15 protein-coding genes, 1 tRNA gene and 1 pseudogene are annotated in these 14,060 nt (G+C 65.9%); 13 read left to right on the forward strand and 4 right to left on the reverse strand.

Annotated elements, in window-relative coordinates:
- The 6 genes from WBB14_RS20335 to WBB14_RS20360 form a co-directional block, all read left to right on the forward strand.
- On the forward strand, positions 1 to 418 hold a 418-nt coding region (locus tag WBB14_RS20335; protein ID WP_424241440.1), incomplete at its 5' end, for an amino acid ABC transporter ATP-binding protein.
- A 143-nt stretch (positions 419 to 561) separates the two neighbouring features.
- Entirely contained in the window at positions 562 to 1,353 is a 792-nt protein-coding gene (locus tag WBB14_RS20340) for an ABC transporter substrate-binding protein (RefSeq protein WP_424241441.1), read from the forward strand.
- A gap of 4 nt (positions 1,354 to 1,357) precedes the next feature.
- Positions 1,358 to 2,050, forward strand: coding sequence for an amino acid ABC transporter permease (locus tag WBB14_RS20345; protein ID WP_332012609.1), 693 nt, complete (start codon positions 1,358 to 1,360; stop codon positions 2,048 to 2,050).
- A gap of 2 nt (positions 2,051 to 2,052) precedes the next feature.
- On the forward strand, positions 2,053 to 2,742 hold the full coding sequence (locus tag WBB14_RS20350; RefSeq protein WP_424241442.1) for an amino acid ABC transporter permease: 690 nt from the start codon (positions 2,053 to 2,055) through the stop codon (positions 2,740 to 2,742).
- An 11-nt stretch (positions 2,743 to 2,753) separates the two neighbouring features.
- Positions 2,754 to 4,046, forward strand: coding sequence for an NAD(P)/FAD-dependent oxidoreductase (locus WBB14_RS20355; RefSeq protein ID WP_424241453.1), 1,293 nt, complete (start codon positions 2,754 to 2,756; stop codon positions 4,044 to 4,046).
- Between the two features lie 12 nt (positions 4,047 to 4,058).
- Positions 4,059 to 4,643, forward strand: coding sequence for a helix-turn-helix domain-containing protein (locus tag WBB14_RS20360; RefSeq protein ID WP_424241443.1), 585 nt, complete (start codon positions 4,059 to 4,061; stop codon positions 4,641 to 4,643).
- Between the two features lie 4 nt (positions 4,644 to 4,647).
- On the opposite strand, the pseudogene WBB14_RS20365 reads toward WBB14_RS20360, so the two are convergent.
- Positions 4,648 to 4,701: pseudogene (locus WBB14_RS20365) on the reverse strand (hypothetical protein); the annotation flags it as partial.
- A gap of 27 nt (positions 4,702 to 4,728) precedes the next feature.
- On the opposite strand from WBB14_RS20365, the gene WBB14_RS20370 reads away from it, so the two are divergent.
- Both WBB14_RS20370 and WBB14_RS20375 read left to right on the forward strand, forming a co-directional pair.
- Positions 4,729 to 4,805, forward strand: a tRNA-Arg gene (locus WBB14_RS20370).
- Between the two features lie 271 nt (positions 4,806 to 5,076).
- Entirely contained in the window at positions 5,077 to 5,649 is a 573-nt protein-coding gene (locus tag WBB14_RS20375; protein WP_424241444.1) for a hypothetical protein, read from the forward strand.
- Between the two features lie 90 nt (positions 5,650 to 5,739).
- On the opposite strand, the gene WBB14_RS20380 is transcribed toward WBB14_RS20375, so the two are convergent.
- A complete protein-coding gene (locus WBB14_RS20380; RefSeq protein WP_424241445.1) occupies positions 5,740 to 6,633 on the reverse strand; it encodes a LysR family transcriptional regulator in 894 nt (297 codons plus the stop codon).
- Between the two features lie 109 nt (positions 6,634 to 6,742).
- Between WBB14_RS20380 and WBB14_RS20385 the strand changes: the two genes are divergently transcribed.
- From WBB14_RS20385 to WBB14_RS20405, 5 genes are read left to right on the forward strand one after another with little or no spacing between them, the layout of a single operon-like run.
- On the forward strand, positions 6,743 to 8,107 hold the full coding sequence (locus WBB14_RS20385) for an acyclic terpene utilization AtuA family protein (protein ID WP_424241446.1): 1,365 nt from the start codon (positions 6,743 to 6,745) through the stop codon (positions 8,105 to 8,107).
- Complete coding sequence (locus tag WBB14_RS20390; protein ID WP_424241447.1) at positions 8,104 to 8,430, forward strand: AtuA-related protein; 327 nt, start codon at positions 8,104 to 8,106, stop codon at positions 8,428 to 8,430. Before WBB14_RS20385 ends, WBB14_RS20390 begins: the two co-directional genes overlap by 4 nt.
- 11 nt (positions 8,431 to 8,441) lie before the next feature.
- The gene (locus WBB14_RS20395; protein WP_424241448.1) at positions 8,442 to 9,359 is read left to right on the forward strand and encodes an SMP-30/gluconolactonase/LRE family protein; all 918 of its coding nucleotides are present in this window, start codon (positions 8,442 to 8,444) and stop codon (positions 9,357 to 9,359) included.
- A gap of 58 nt (positions 9,360 to 9,417) precedes the next feature.
- Positions 9,418 to 10,389, forward strand: a complete 972-nt coding sequence (locus WBB14_RS20400; protein ID WP_424241449.1) for a Bug family tripartite tricarboxylate transporter substrate binding protein — start codon at positions 9,418 to 9,420, stop codon at positions 10,387 to 10,389.
- A gap of 7 nt (positions 10,390 to 10,396) precedes the next feature.
- Positions 10,397 to 11,488 (forward strand): SDR family oxidoreductase, encoded by a 1,092-nt coding sequence (locus tag WBB14_RS20405; RefSeq protein ID WP_424241450.1) that lies wholly within the window; start codon positions 10,397 to 10,399, stop codon positions 11,486 to 11,488.
- A 141-nt stretch (positions 11,489 to 11,629) separates the two neighbouring features.
- On the opposite strand, the gene WBB14_RS20410 is transcribed toward WBB14_RS20405, so the two are convergent.
- Positions 11,630 to 13,156, reverse strand: a complete 1,527-nt coding sequence (locus WBB14_RS20410) for an FAD-binding oxidoreductase (protein ID WP_424241451.1) — start codon at positions 13,154 to 13,156, stop codon at positions 11,630 to 11,632.
- A 7-nt stretch (positions 13,157 to 13,163) separates the two neighbouring features.
- A partial coding sequence (locus tag WBB14_RS20415; protein ID WP_424241452.1) for a heterodisulfide reductase-related iron-sulfur binding cluster occupies positions 13,164 to 14,060 on the reverse strand: 897 nt, incomplete at its 5' end.

Genomic DNA, 14,060 nt, shown 5'->3' on the forward strand with positions numbered 1-14,060 from the left:
GCGCGTGGTGCGGGGCCGCGGCCGCGCCGACGCCGAACGCTACGCCCGCGAACTGCTGGGCCGCGTCGGCATGGGCGACTACGGCGCGCGCTATCCCAGCCAGCTCTCCGGCGGCCAGCAGCAGCGCGTGGCGATCGCGCGCGCGCTGGCCATGGACCCCAAGCTGATGCTGTTCGACGAGGCCACCTCGGCGCTCGACCCCGAAACCGTGGGAGGCATTCTTGAACTGATGCGCGCGCTGGCGCGCGACGGCATGACCATGGCGGTGGTGACCCATGAGATGGGCTTCGCCCGCGACGTCGGCGACCGCGCGCTCTTCATGGACGCCGGCCGCATCGTGGAAATGGGCACGCCGGACGAGGTGTTCTGCCACCCCAGGGAAGCGCGCACCCGCGCCTTCCTGGAGAAGATTCTGTAGTCCAAGCAGCAAGCAAGCAACGGGCTGTCCGCATCTGCGCGGCGCCCGGCGGTAACCAGGGCCGGTCCGGCTGATCCGGGCGCTGCCGGCGCACTGTGCTTTGCCCGGAATGACGTGAATCCATTCACCACAAGGGGTAGGAAATGCTGAAAATCAAACAATGGCTGGGCCTGGCCGGCGTCGCCCTGGCGGCCGCCACCGTCGCCTTGCCTGCGCAGGCCGACGAACTGGGCGACATCCTCAAGCGCGGCGAGCTGCGCGTCGCGGTGCAGACCTCCGGGCCGCTGATGAGCTTCATGGACAAGACCGGCAAGCGCACCGGCCTGGCCGTGGAAGTGGCCCAGCGCATGGCCGACGACCTGGGCGTGAAGCTGGTGTTGCAGGATTACGAGTGGAAGGGCCTGATCCCGGCACTGCTGTCCGGCAAGGCCGACATGGTGGCTGCCGACATGACGCCCACGCCGCAGCGCGCGGCCCAGGTGCTGTTCTCCACCCCGATGTTCTATGCGGACACCGTGGCCGTGGTGCCCAAGGATTCGCCCTACAAGTCGTACGAGGAACTCAACAAGGACGGCGTGACCGTGGGCGTGCTGGGCGCCAGCACCTATGCGGAAGTGGGCAAGAAGATGCTGCCCAAGGCCACCATGAAGGAATTCTCGGGCGGCAGCGCGCCGGTCGGGCAGGCCCTGTCCAGCGGCCGGCTGGACGCCGGCATCATGTCGCTGTCCACCGCCAACCAGTTCCTGGTCGACTTCGGCAACCTGCGCGTGCTGGACGGCATCATGGTGCGCGAGCCCCTGGCCTTCGCCGTCGGTCCCAACGCCTTCCGCCTGAAGTTCTGGCTGGACAACTGGCAGACGCTGAAGACGGCCGACAACACGCTGCCGCAACAGGTGAAGTACTGGTACTCCACCGACTGGAAGAAAGACCACTGAGCCCATGGACTGGCTGCTCGATTTCTATAACTGGCGCATCGTCAGCCAGTACACGGGCCAATTCGCCACCGGCCTGGCCAACACCCTGATCGCGGCGGGCGCAAGCCTGGTGCTGTCGGTGCTGGCCGGCGTCCCGCTGGCGCTTGCCCATATGTCGCCCCGCGCCCTCGTCTGGCGGCCGGTGGCGGCCTATGTGCAATTCATCCGTTCCACTCCCTTGCTGGTGCAGATCTACCTGGTCTATTACGCCGTGCCCATGCTGGTGCCCGGCGCCAAGGGCTGGAGCGAGATGCTATTGGGCATCATGGCGATGACGCTGCACCATGCCGCCTACATGAGCGAGATCATCCGCGTGGGCATCGAATCCGTGCCGCGCGGCCAGATCGAAGGCGCCAAGGCTTGCGGCATGAACTACGGCCAGCGCCTGCGCTATGTCGTGCTGCCGCAGGCTTTCGCCAATACGCTGCCGCCCCTGCTGGGCCAGACCGCCGTGCTGATCAAGGACACATCGCTGCTGTCGCTGATCACGGTGTTCGAACTGGTTGCCGCTGGCGTGCAGATGAACAGCGACCGCATCGTGCCCAACGAGAGCTTCCTGACCATCGCGGCCGGCTATCTGCTGATCTACGCCTGCATGCTGCTGCTGTCGCGCGGCGTGAGTCTCTGGCTGGCGGGTCCCGCCTGGAACGCGAGGTAAGCATGCTGGATTCCTATCTTTCCACCGCCGGCGTCGTGCTGCCCTTCCTGCTGAAGGGCTTCTGGGAGACCTTGAAGATCTCCTTCGTGGCCATCATCGCTGGATCCCTGCTGGGTTTCGTGATCGGCGTGATCCGCAGCTACCGCATCCGCGGCGTGCATCAGCTGCTGGGCCTGTACATCCACATCCTGCGCGGCACGCCGTTCTTGGTGCAGCTCTATATCTTTTATTTCGTGCTGCCCAGTTCCGGCATCGAAATGCTGCATTGGGATTCCGGCACCGCCGCCTTCGTGTCGCTGTCGGTCTACACCTCCTGCTACGTCGCCGAGATCGTCATGGGCGCGATCCAGGCGGTGCCGCGCGGCCAGACCGAAGGCGCGATGACGCTGGGCCTGAGGCCGTTCCAGATCCTGCGGCTAGTCATCCTGCCGCAGGCCATGCGCCTGATCGTCCAGCCCATGAGCGGCGTCTACGTCATGCTGATCAAGAGCACGGCCATCCTGTCCGTGGTGGGCATCACCGAACTGACGCGGCAGGGCGAGGTCTTCATCATCACCTTCCCGGCCAAGTCGCTGTTCATCTACAGCATGATCGCCGCCATCTACTTCATCTACTGCTACCCGCTGCTGCGCCTGGCCAACTGGCTGGAGAAGCGCCTGACGGGCGGCTTGCAAGGCGCAGGCCTGAACTGATGCCGACCACCATGGCTTCCGAGTACATCGACACCTATTACAAGCGCACGCTGGCCGACAGCGACACCCGCTATGCGCCCCTGTCCGGCAGCTCCAGCACCGACGTCTGCGTGGTCGGAGCCGGACTGGCCGGCCTGTCCACCGCGCTGGAACTGGCGCGCCGCGGCCGCGACGTCACCTTGCTGGAAGGGCGGCGCATCGCCTGGGGGGCGTCGGGACGCAACGGCGGCTCGGTGTCGCCGGCATTCTCCGCCGGGGCCGACGCCATCAGGAAGCACGTCGACGAAGACCATTACCGCAAGCTCTACCGGCTGTCCATGGAAGGCGTGGAGATCATCCGCAACAACATCCGCGGCCTGGACATCGTCGACGCCTGCAAGGTCGACGGCCGGCTCCGCGTGGTGCGCTATGAGGCGACCGACGCCCTGCGGCAGTGGTGCGACAGCCAGCAGCGCGACTTCGGCCGCGACGTGCGCCTCTTGAGCCGCGGCCAGGTCCGCGAGCGCCTGCTGTCCGATGTTTATTTCCAGGGCGTGGAGGACCCAACATCCTTCCACTTCCATCCGCTGAACTACGCCCGCGCGCTGGCCCGCGAATGCGCGCGCCTGGGCGTGCGCATCCACGAGGACTCGCCCGTCACGCAGGCGGTCCTGGACGGCGCGGTCAAGCGCCTGAAGACGGAGCACGGCCAGATCGACGCCCGCACCGTGGTGCTGGCCACCGGCGGCTACACCGAGAGCCTGGTCCCTGCGCTGCGCCGCGCGATGCTGCCCATCGCCACCTACATCATGCTGACCGAGCCCTTGGGCGACAGGGTGCACGAAGTGATCCGCACCACCGCCGCGATCGGCGACGACCGGCGCGCCGGCAACTATTACCGGGTGCTCGATGGCGGGCGCATTGGCTGGGGCAGTAGAATCACCACCCGTGTCGACGACCCGCCCGATCTGGCGGAGTCGCTGCGCCGCGAACTGCTCTCTGTCTATCCCCAATTGCAGGGGCTGCGGGTGGAGACGGCGTGGTCAGGGCGCATGGCCTACGCGCGGCATCTGATGCCGCAGATCGGTCAGCTGTCGCCGGACGTCTGGTATTGCACGGCGTTCGGCGGCCACGGCATGAACACTGCGTCGATCGGCGGCCGGGTGGTCGCCGAAGGGATCGCGGGCGACACCCAGCGCTACAAGCTGTTTGCGCCTTTCGGACTGGCGTGGAACGGCGGCGGCTTCGGCACGGCGGCGGTGCAACTAACTTATTGGTCTTACCAGGCGCGCGACTGGTGGCGGGAGCGACGGTCGCGGGCATGACAGGGTGCATAGATGGAAGGCAACAAACAGAGCGTATTGGCACAACGGCTGCGAGCCTTGCGCCAGGCGCGGGCATGGACCCTGAAGCAGGCGGCCGCGGCCACCGGCGTGTCCGCGTCCACGTTGTCCAAGATCGAAAACAGCCTGCTGTCCCCCACCTATGACAACCTGATCAAGATCGCGGCCGGCCTGGAGCTGGACGTGGCCGAACTCTTCACCGCGTCCGACGCCCACATGGGCACCGGCCGCCGCAGCCTGAGCCGCCAGGGCGAAGGGCGCCAGTACGACACCCCGTACTACGACCACCGCCTGCTGTGCACCGCGCTGTCGCACAAGCGCATGATGCCCTTCCACACCCGGGTCAAGGCGCGCTCTTTCGACGAATTCCACGACTGGAGCCGCCATCGCGGCGAGGAATTCGTCTACGTCCTGGAAGGCGAGGTCGAGCTCTACACCGAGTTCTACGAACCCGCCCGCCTCAAGGCCGGGGAAAGCTTCTATATCGACAGCCGCATGGGCCACCGGGTGATCAGCCTGAGCCCGGACGACGCCCTGGTGCTGTGGGTGTCGACCCACGCCGACATAGGCGAAGAATAGGGCGCCGGCGCCGCCGGCCTGCCAAGCCGGCCGCAACAAGGTAAAATGCGCCGCCCGGATCCTTTCCGGGCCATCACCACACCGCGCGGCAGTAGCTCAGCTGGATAGAGCACGGGCCTTCTAAGCCCGGGGTCGGGGGTTCGAGCCCCTCCTGCCGCGCCAGAATAGCTAATGAAAACAAGCTATTGTGGGTCGGTCAGGTTCGTTGGCAGGGCAATCATTAGAATAAAAAAGCCTGCGTTAGAACGTCCCGCTGTCGCGGAGGCCTGTTTGACCATCCGTTTATCGTAGTGCCTGTGCGTTGTCGCCGGGTTCGCATGGGCGGTGGGCGTCTTTCCAGTCAGAGGCCCAGCCATGTCGGGCATGGGCTTCGGATACTTGATCCTTCAGCCAGGAAACCGGCTGAATCGCCCCGAAACCGGCTGAAATCGCTTTGCGCAAAACCCGCGCATCCGCCTGCAGGAATAGTCGCTATGGTGGTTGCCACGCCGCACAACAACGCGGCGATGACGACATCAGCCTCCACGCCATAGGGAACAAATTGAAAATCGCAGCCACGTTGTCTTTCGTCGTGCTTTCCGTGTTCGCGGCCGCGGCCGCCCAGGCGGAAAGATGCACGTCCAATCTGTCGGGTGGGCAAGATTGCACCTATGACGACGGCACCTCCTCTCGGAGCACGTCCAACCTGAGCGGAGGCTACGACACGAGCTACAGCGACGGGCGGACCTCGCGCAGCACATCCAACTTGAGCGGTGGCTTGGATACGAGCTACAGCGACGGAACCACCTCCCGGAGCACGTCCAACCTGAGTGGCGGCTACGACACGACTTACAGCGATGGGCGGAGCTCGCGCAGCACGTCCAACTTGAGCGGTGGTTACGACACGAGCTACAGCGATGGCGCCGCCTCCCGAAGTACTTCCAACCTAAGCGGCGGCCACGACACGACGACCAGCAAGGGCAAAAACAGCAAAGCCGATACCCGGCATCCGGCAGGCGCCCGCTGAATTGAATTGAAGAGCACGGGCGGTGATCTCGTCGAAAGCCCACGCGGCCAGGCCATGCCGTGCTGACGGCCACGCTGGAGCTGCGCGATCCTAGGCCGGGTCTGTCTGCCGCAAGGTATCCAGGAAATGCAGCGCTGCCGCCGACAAGGAGCGCTGCTTCTTGAGCAGTATGCCGATTTCCCGTGTTGCGGCGGGCGAATGCAGCGCCACGCTGTGCAGGCGCGTGGCATCCATCAGGCGCAGGGCCAACTGCGGGACCGCCGCGATGCCGACTCCGGCGGCCACCATCGCGCCCACCACCGAAATATTGTCGGACACGTAGTTCATCTCCGGCATCCGTCCCGAGGCGGCAAGAATCCGGTCGGTAACCTGGCGGATGCTGCTGGCCGGACCGCTTGCGATATAGGGACGGTCGGCGAAAACACTCCAGTCCACGCGGGTTTTGCGCGCCAGCGGATCGTCAACGGGGCAGATCAGGACGAATTTCTCCTGCAGCAGCGGCGAGAAGGTCACGCTCGCCGGCTGGTCCGGAATTTCGATGGATATGCCGATGTCGGCGTCGCCTTCCGCCACGGCCTGCGTGATCTGGCGCGCAGAGACCGCGTGGATGTTCAGTCGCACCTGCGGATGCGACTTCTGGAAGGCGCGCGCTGCTGCTGGCAGCAGGGCGGAGGCGACCGAGGGCAGGGCCCAGAGATTGATGCTGCCGCGACGGCCCGCAATGAATTCAGACAGATCGCTGAGCGAATCGCGAAATTCCGACAGCATGCGCATCGCAATGGGGACCAGTTCCGCGCCGGCGGCGGTAAGCGCGACGCCGTGCTTGTCGCGGTCGAAGAGCCTGGCGTCGAGCTTTTGTTCCGCGGCCTGCACCCGCCGGCTGAGCGCGGGCTGGGAGATGTGCGCGCGTTCCGCGGCCATGCGGAAGTTGAGCGTCTCGGCCACCAGCAGCACGGCCTCCAATTCGGAAATGGTCAGGGTCATTCGCTTGCGTGATGCGTTTGAGTTATTACCAAGATATAAATATATCAATTTCCAGATCAGGTAAGTCGCACGATACTGGTCCGGACCGTAAACACGGACGGAGACAGACATGAATGACTCGCGCAAGCGGCTGCGCATCGGCGTCGGCGCCGGCATGGCCGATGACCGCATCGGCCCCGCCATGCCATTGCTGGAAGGCTGCGACATTGACTACCTGGTGTGCGAGTGCCTGGCCGAGCGGACGATCGCGCGCGAAACGCTGTCGCGCAAGCATGACGGGGCTCACGGCTACAACCCGATGCTGCAGGAGCGCATGCGCGCCTTTCTGCCCGCATGCCGGGAGCAGGGCGTGCGGCTGGTGTCCAACATGGGCGCGGCCAATCCGGTCGGCGCGGCCCAGGCGGCACTCGACATCGGCCGCGACTTGGGGTGGCATGAGATGAAATGCGCCGCCGTGGTCGGCGACGATGTGACCGACCGGGTGCGCCAGCATCCCGAGCTGCGCCTGATGGATCGCGACCTGCCGCTGGAATCGATCCTGCCGCGCTTGGCCTCCGCGAACGCCTATCTGGGCGCCGATGTCGTGCGCGATGCGCTGGCCACCGGCGCCCACGTCGTGATGACGGGCCGGGTGGCCGATCCCTCGCTGTTTCTGGGCGTGGCGCTGCATCATCACGGCTGGGGCTACGACGACCTGCCCAGGCTGGCGGCCGGCACCATCATGGGCCACCTGCTGGAATGCTCCGCCCAGATCACGGGCGGCTACTTCGCCGACCCCGGCAAGAAAGACGTTCCACGATTGGCCGAACTGGCCTATCCCTATGCCGATCTTTACGGCGACGGCGAGCTATACATAGGCAAGCCGGCAGGCTCGGGCGGTCGCCTCGACCGCATGACCTGCACCGAGCAGGCGCTGTACGAAATTCACGATCCGGCAGCCTACATCACGCCCGATTGCGTGTTGAACCTGGAAGGCCTGCATTTCGAAGAACAGAACGCTGACCGGGTGGCCGTGCGCGGGTTTCACGCCGCGCCCCGCACCGACAGCTACAAGGTCGTGGTCGGCTACTTCGACGGCTGGATAGGCTCGGGCGAGGTCGCCTACGCAGGCGTCAACGCCATCGCCCGGGCCCGGCTGGCGGCCGACACGGTGAAGGAAAGGTTCCGCCTCGATGGCGGCGTGGCCAGCGAAATCCAGGTCGACCTGATCGGCATCAGCAGCCTGCATGGCGACCATGCGCAAGCCCTGGCGAACCATCCCTACGAGGTCCGCCTGCGGGTCGCCGCGCGCTGCCCCGACAAGAAAAGCGCCCACCGCCTCGGCGACCACGTGCGGCAGCTGAACATGCAGGGCCCCTATGGCGCAGGCGGCCCGGTCAACCTGGGCGCCAAGGAGGTCATCGCCGTGGACGCCTTGCTGATTCCGCGCGGCTGGGTCACCCCGGAAGTGATTACCTTGGGAGCTAGGCCATGAGCATTCTGGTTTACGACCTCGCGCATGCGCGCGCCGGCGACAAGGGCAATACCTCCAGCATCGCCGTCATTGCCTACGACGACGACGGCTGGCGGGTGTTGCGCCAGGCGCTTACCGCCGAACGCGTCGAACAGGCCTTTGCCCATCTGGGAGCAGGGAAGGTCCGCCGCTACGAGGTGGAAAGCCTGAGGGCGCTGAACTTCGTCATCCCGAACGTGCTGTCCGGCGGCGTCACGCGCTCGCTGCGCCTGGACCCGCATGGCAAGTCGCTCAGTTCGCTGATGCTGGGAATCGAGCTTCCGGGCAACCAACCGCAATCCTGAAAGGACCCGCAATGTATCCTCCCGCTGAACCCATGGGCACCGAGGTGTACGCCCGGCTGCCCGAATCCCTGCACCTGACCGAACAGCCCTCGACCTGGCTGGCGGCGCGCCACGTGAAGATGCACTCCTTCCTGGAAGGGCCTTCCTTCGATCGCGCCGGCAATCTGTGGTGCGTCGACCTGGCGCACGGGCGCATCCTGCGCGTGGATCCGGCAGGCAACTTCGAGGTCATCGTCAGCTACGACGGCGAACCCAATGGCCTGAAGATTCATCGCGATGGGCGCATCTTCGTTGCCGATCACCTGCACGGCCTGATGCTGCTGGACCCCGCAGCCCGCAGCATCCGGCCGTACCTGCAGCATGTGCAGCGCGAAGGCCTGAAAGGCCTGAACGATCTGTTCTTCGCATCCAACGGCGACCTGTACTTCACCGACCAGGGCGAAAGCGCGCTGGAGAACCCGACGGGCCGCGTTTTCCGCCTGCGCGCCGACGGCAAGACCGTGGACCTGTTGATGGACGGCCTGGCCGGACCCAACGGCCTGGTCATGAACAAGGCCGAGAATGTGCTTTATGTGGCGATCACGCACGACAATGCGATCTATGCGCTGCGCCTGGAGCCCGGCGGCCAGATGAAGAAAGCCAGCCGTTTCATCCAGCTATCCGGCAGCACGGCCGGGCCGGACGGCATGGCCATGGACAGCGCCGGCAACCTGGCCATTGTCCATGCCCAGGCAGGCACCGTATGGCTGTTCAGCCCCTTGGGCGAACCCCTCTACCGCATCCGGTCCTGCGCAGGCATGCGCACCACCAATGTCGCCTTTGGCGGCGAGGACATGCGCACCTTGTACATCACCGAGGCGGAGCAGGGCGTCATTCTGCGCGCCCGCCTGCCGCATCCCGGCAAGCCGATGTACTCGCACGGCGATTGACTCGCCTGCCACGCATCCCATTCACGCAAAAGAATCACCGTACACCGGAGACAACATCATGATTTCCTTCCGATTGATTGCTGGATTGGCCCTGAGCCTGGCCGCCTTCACGAGCGCTCAGGCCGCCGATTCCTATCCCGCGCGCCCCATCCGCCTGATCGCCACATTTGGCCCGGGCAGTTCCATCGACATCATCGCGCGCCTGGTTGCCAAGCCGTTGAGCGAGCAGCTCGGCCAACCGGTGATCGTCGAGAACAAGCCCGGCGCCGGGGGCGACCTGGGCACCGACCTCGTCGCCAAGTCTGCCAAGGATGGCTACACCATCGGCTTCGCGTCTGCCGGGCCGATCACGGTCAATCCCAATGCCCGCAAAAGAATGCCCTATGACCCGCTCAAGGACCTGGCGCCCGTAGCGCTGGTGGCCACGGGCCCGAACGTCATCCTGGTCAACCCTTCGATCCCGGTGACGAACCTGAAGGAATTGATCGCCTACATCAAGGCCAATCCGAACAAGGTCAATTACGCCTCGGCGGGTGTCGGCACCAGCGGCCATATCGCAGGCGAGCTGTTCCAGCACCTGTCCAAGACCGAAATCCTGCACGTGCCCTACAAGGGCAATAGCGATGCGATCACCGACACCCTGGGCGGGCGCACCCAGATGGTCATCAGCGGTGTTCCGCCCATCCTCGGGTTCGTGAAGTCTGGCCAGCTGCGTGCCCTGGCCGTGGCCGACACCAAACGCTCGCCGCTGCTGCCGGACGTGCCCACCGTTGCCGAAGCCGGCCTGCCGGGCGCCGAAAGCGTCGCCTGGTACGGCATCGTGGCGCCCGCCGGTACGCCGCAGGCCATCCTGGACCGCCTCCACGACGAGATCGTCAAAGCGGTGAACAACCCTGAAACGCAAGAGAAGTTTGCCAGCCTGGGCATTGTTCCGACCGCGGACAGCCGCGAGGACTTCGGCAAGCGCATGGCGGATGAGTACGTGCGCTTCCAGCAGCTGTTCAAGCAGATCAACCTGGTCATGGACTGAGGCAATCATGTCGCGCACCGTTATCGTCACCGGCGCCAGCGGCTTGGTTGGCTCCGCTGCCGTCGACTCCTTCCTGAACGCCGGCTGGGAAGTCATCGCCGTCTCCCGGCGGCGCCCGGAAATCATCAGCCAACGGCCGTTCACGCATTTGCAGGTTGACCTGCAGGACGCCGAGGCCTGCCGTCGCGCCTTCGAGTCCCTGCCGCAAGTCACGCATGTCTTCTATGCGGCCGTCTATGAAAAGCCTGGCCTCATTGCGGGCTGGCAGGACGCCGAGCAGATGTCCACCAACCTGGGCATGATCAGGAACGTGATCGAGCCACTGAGCCGCAGCGGCGGGCTGCGCCATGTCACGGTGCTGCAGGGCACCAAGGCCTATGGCGTGCACCTGCATCCCATCCGCATTCCGGCGCGCGAGCGTCAGCCTCGGGACGACCATCCCAACTCGTACTGGTTCCAGGAAGACTACATACGGGAAAGGGCCGCGCAGTGCGGCTTCGGTTGGACGATATTCCGTCCCACCATCGTGGTCGGCCCCAACGTGGGCGTGGCGATGAATACCGTGCCGGTGATCGGCGTCTATGCGGCGCTGTGCCGAGCGGAAGGCAAGCCGTTCGGCTATCCGGGGCACGTCTCCTACCCACGCGAAGCCGTGGATGTGCGCCTCATCGGCGATGCGGGCGTCTGGGCTGCCGAGAACCCGCAGTCCTGGAACGAACACTACAACCTGACCAACGGCGAAGTCTTCAGTTGGCGCGATCTGTGGCCGTCGCTGGCGGAGTTCCTGCGCGTCGAACCGGGTCCCGACCAGCCCGTCTGCCTGGCCGAATACCTGCCCAGCCGCGCGCTGTTGTGGGACGAGATCGTCAAGCGGCATGGCTTGCGGCCCTTGAGCATGGGCCAGATCCTGGGAGAATCACACTACTCCGCCGACGCCCGGTTCGGCTACGGCCTGAAAGCGCCGCCGCCGCCGGCCTTTGTCAGCACGGTGAAGATCAAGCAGGCGGGCTTCACGCAGGCCTACGACACCGAGGCATGCGTCAAGCACTGGCTTGGGGTGCTGATGGAGCGGGGGATCATTCCGCCCCGCGTGGTTTGAGAGTAGGGGGCGCTCATGCCGTCCTGCTGAGGGCGGCATGAGCGCCCAAGAAAAGAGTCTTGCTCTGAGACATTGTCGTCGCCAATGCCGACGCGGCCTGCGCGCTCGCGCCCGGGGCTTGGCCGCCCCGGGGGTCTGTCTTCATTCGATGCCGTACTTGCCTGGAGCGATGACGCCATTCGGGTCCAGCGCGGCTTTGATCGATGCGCAGGCGCGCACGAACTCCGGCATGCGCTGGGCCTGGTGGAACCCGTGGTACATGGTCGGCGCCCGGCCTACGAAGATGCCGCGCTCGGCGAACAGCTGGGCCAGCGTCCGGTAGCAGGCGTCCGCGCGGGCGGTTTCGTCGGCGTCTTCGCGGTTATAGATGATCGCGTGGATGGCGCGGGCGAATCGCGCGCCGCAAACGTTCGACAACAGGTATTCCAGCCCGTGGTCATGGCAGATGCGGCGTGCCTGCGCTTGGAGGCTGTTGACGATGTCGCCCGCGACGGGGGAGCCCGCCGACAGCCAGATCGCGCCGCCGCCCGGACGCCAGCCCAGCATCTTCAATTCGCTGTCGGTCGGCACGCCGGTGTTGGAGTTGATGGCGATGTGCAGGGGGCCGATGTCCTCCGCTTCTTCCATGGGAATCTGGCGTCCCTTGCCCGAGGCCAGGAAATGCTGGGCGATGCGGTCGATCTGGGGCTGCACGGCGGCACGGCTGGCGCCGTACACGGCGCCCGATACGGTCCAGGATCCCAGGTTGTATTGCCGCCGCAGCGCGGCGCGGCCCTCGTCGGACAGCGCGCGCTTGCCGCCGCTGGCCGCGTATTCCGGGTTGGTGGCCGCCGAGGACAGCAGATACAGGTCGTTGGTGGCGCGGATCAGCGTCGGCACGAAATTGCTCAGCTTTAGCGGACGGATGCGTTCGACGATCTCCCCCAGGTCTTCGTCGTCGGGGAAGGTGAAGAAGAAGGGTTCGATATGCGGCGGCCGGGGCATGAGCCACATGCCCACGCGGGTGACGATGCCGAAGTTGGATTGGGAGAACAGGCCGTCCAGCGTCGGGCCGAAGCTGTATTTGGAAACGTGCCAGTTGGGATGCGAGGAGCCGGCCAGGCTGCCGTCGCCGGTGCGGATCACGTCGCCATTGCCGAGCACAACCTCCATGCCGCAGCTCATGCCGAAATGGTCGGCGTAGGCGCCGCTGCCGCCGCCCTTGTCCAGGGCGTTGGCGAGGATGCTGCCCTGCGACGGGCCTGCGGTGGGCGAGATCATCAGCTTGCTTTCCCGGCGCTGCAGCTCGTCGTGCATGGCGCGGAAGCTTACGCCAGGTTCGAGCACGCAATAGCCCAGTGTCTCATTGACTTCCAGGATGCGGTTCATGCGCCGGCCCAGGTCCACCACCACCTGGCCAGGACGGATGGGCGAGCGGGTGCCCAGGCCGATGTTCTGGCCATTGCTGATGGGATAGAGCTGAACGCGGAAGCGATTGGCCAGGCGCACCAGCGTTTGCACCGCCTCGGTCGAGTCGGGATAGGCGACGGCGCCGGGGCGCACGTCGGCGCAGGGCAGCGTATGTTCGCCGTAGCGTCCGAGGACGTCGTCGCCCAGGGTGATGGCGTCCGCGCCAAGCTCGGCCGCCGCCGCATGGGCGAAATCTACGATAGGGTCATTGGAAGGCATTCGTCATTCACCACAGAAGGTCGCCGCTGCCGGCGGTTGTCGGAACCGGCGTGGCCGCCGGAGTTGGAGCGCTGGCCGCCGCCTGCGGCGGTTTGGGCCGAAAGCCTTCCAGACCGCGGGGCGGCGGGCCGCCGGTGGCCCAGTCCAGCAACTGGACCGTGTGCGCCACGGGCACGGGCGTGAAGCGCGAGATCTGCACCAGGCATCCCATGTTGCCGGCGGCGATCACGTCTGGCTGACCGGCCGAAGCGTGGGCCGCCTTGCGCTGTCCCAGACGGTCGGAGATGGCCGGCTCGAGGATGTTGTAGGTCCCCGCCGAGCCGCAGCACAGGTGCGATTCGGCGATGTCGCGCACCTCCATGTCCAGCTTGCCCAGCGCGCGGCGCGGCGGCCGTTCGATCTTGAGGCCGTGCTTGAGCGAACAGGAGTCGTGATAGGAAACGGCCAGGCCTAGCGCCGAGCCGCTAGCGGTTAGCGGCAGGCCGGCGGCGATCTGCGCGATGTCCTGGGTGGCATCGACCACCAGGCGCACCTGCGCCGACAGTTCGGGACGGTCGCAAAGCAGTTCTTCATAGCGTTTGATAACGGAACCACAGCCTGAGGTGGTGCTGATGATGGCGTCGATGTGCCCGGCCTGCAGCGCGGCCGACCAGCTGCGGACCGCCTGTTCCATGTGCCGGGTGGCGGCCTCGCGTCGTCCCATGTGCAGTTCGAGCGCGCCGCAGCATTGCACGCCGGGTATGGCGACGACGGCGTAGCCGGCGCGTGTGAGCAGGCGCCTGGCCGAGGCGTTGATCTCGGCGCCGAGCACCGATTGGGCGCAGCCATCCAGCAGCGCCACGCGGCGCGTCGCGTTCTCGGGCGGCCGTGGTTCGGCGTCGGCCCGTGGCGCGAACGCCGCGAG

The organism is Achromobacter sp. (genome assembly GCF_049647645.1).
GTDB lineage: Bacteria > Pseudomonadota > Gammaproteobacteria > Burkholderiales > Burkholderiaceae_B > Achromobacter.

Excerpts from the sequence above, each read along its gene's own strand:
- WBB14_RS20405 (WP_424241450.1), top strand. The coding sequence starts at position 10,397 with ATGTCGCGCACCGTTATCGTCACCGGCGCCAGCGGCTTGGTTGGCTCC.
- WBB14_RS20395 (WP_424241448.1), top strand. The coding sequence starts at position 8,442 with ATGTATCCTCCCGCTGAACCCATGGGCACCGAGGTGTACGCCCGGCTG.
- WBB14_RS20385 (WP_424241446.1), top strand. The coding sequence starts at position 6,743 with ATGAATGACTCGCGCAAGCGGCTGCGCATCGGCGTCGGCGCCGGCATG.
- WBB14_RS20345 (WP_332012609.1), top strand. The coding sequence starts at position 1,358 with ATGGACTGGCTGCTCGATTTCTATAACTGGCGCATCGTCAGCCAGTAC.
- WBB14_RS20360 (WP_424241443.1), top strand. The coding sequence starts at position 4,059 with ATGGAAGGCAACAAACAGAGCGTATTGGCACAACGGCTGCGAGCCTTG.
- WBB14_RS20340 (WP_424241441.1), top strand. The coding sequence starts at position 562 with ATGCTGAAAATCAAACAATGGCTGGGCCTGGCCGGCGTCGCCCTGGCG.
- WBB14_RS20380 (WP_424241445.1), bottom strand. The coding sequence starts at position 6,633 with ATGACCCTGACCATTTCCGAATTGGAGGCCGTGCTGCTGGTGGCCGAG.
- WBB14_RS20410 (WP_424241451.1), bottom strand. The coding sequence starts at position 13,156 with ATGCCTTCCAATGACCCTATCGTAGATTTCGCCCATGCGGCGGCGGCC.
- WBB14_RS20390 (WP_424241447.1), top strand. The coding sequence starts at position 8,104 with ATGAGCATTCTGGTTTACGACCTCGCGCATGCGCGCGCCGGCGACAAG.
- WBB14_RS20355 (WP_424241453.1), top strand. The coding sequence starts at position 2,754 with ATGGCTTCCGAGTACATCGACACCTATTACAAGCGCACGCTGGCCGAC.
- WBB14_RS20350 (WP_424241442.1), top strand. The coding sequence starts at position 2,053 with ATGCTGGATTCCTATCTTTCCACCGCCGGCGTCGTGCTGCCCTTCCTG.
- WBB14_RS20400 (WP_424241449.1), top strand. The coding sequence starts at position 9,418 with ATGATTTCCTTCCGATTGATTGCTGGATTGGCCCTGAGCCTGGCCGCC.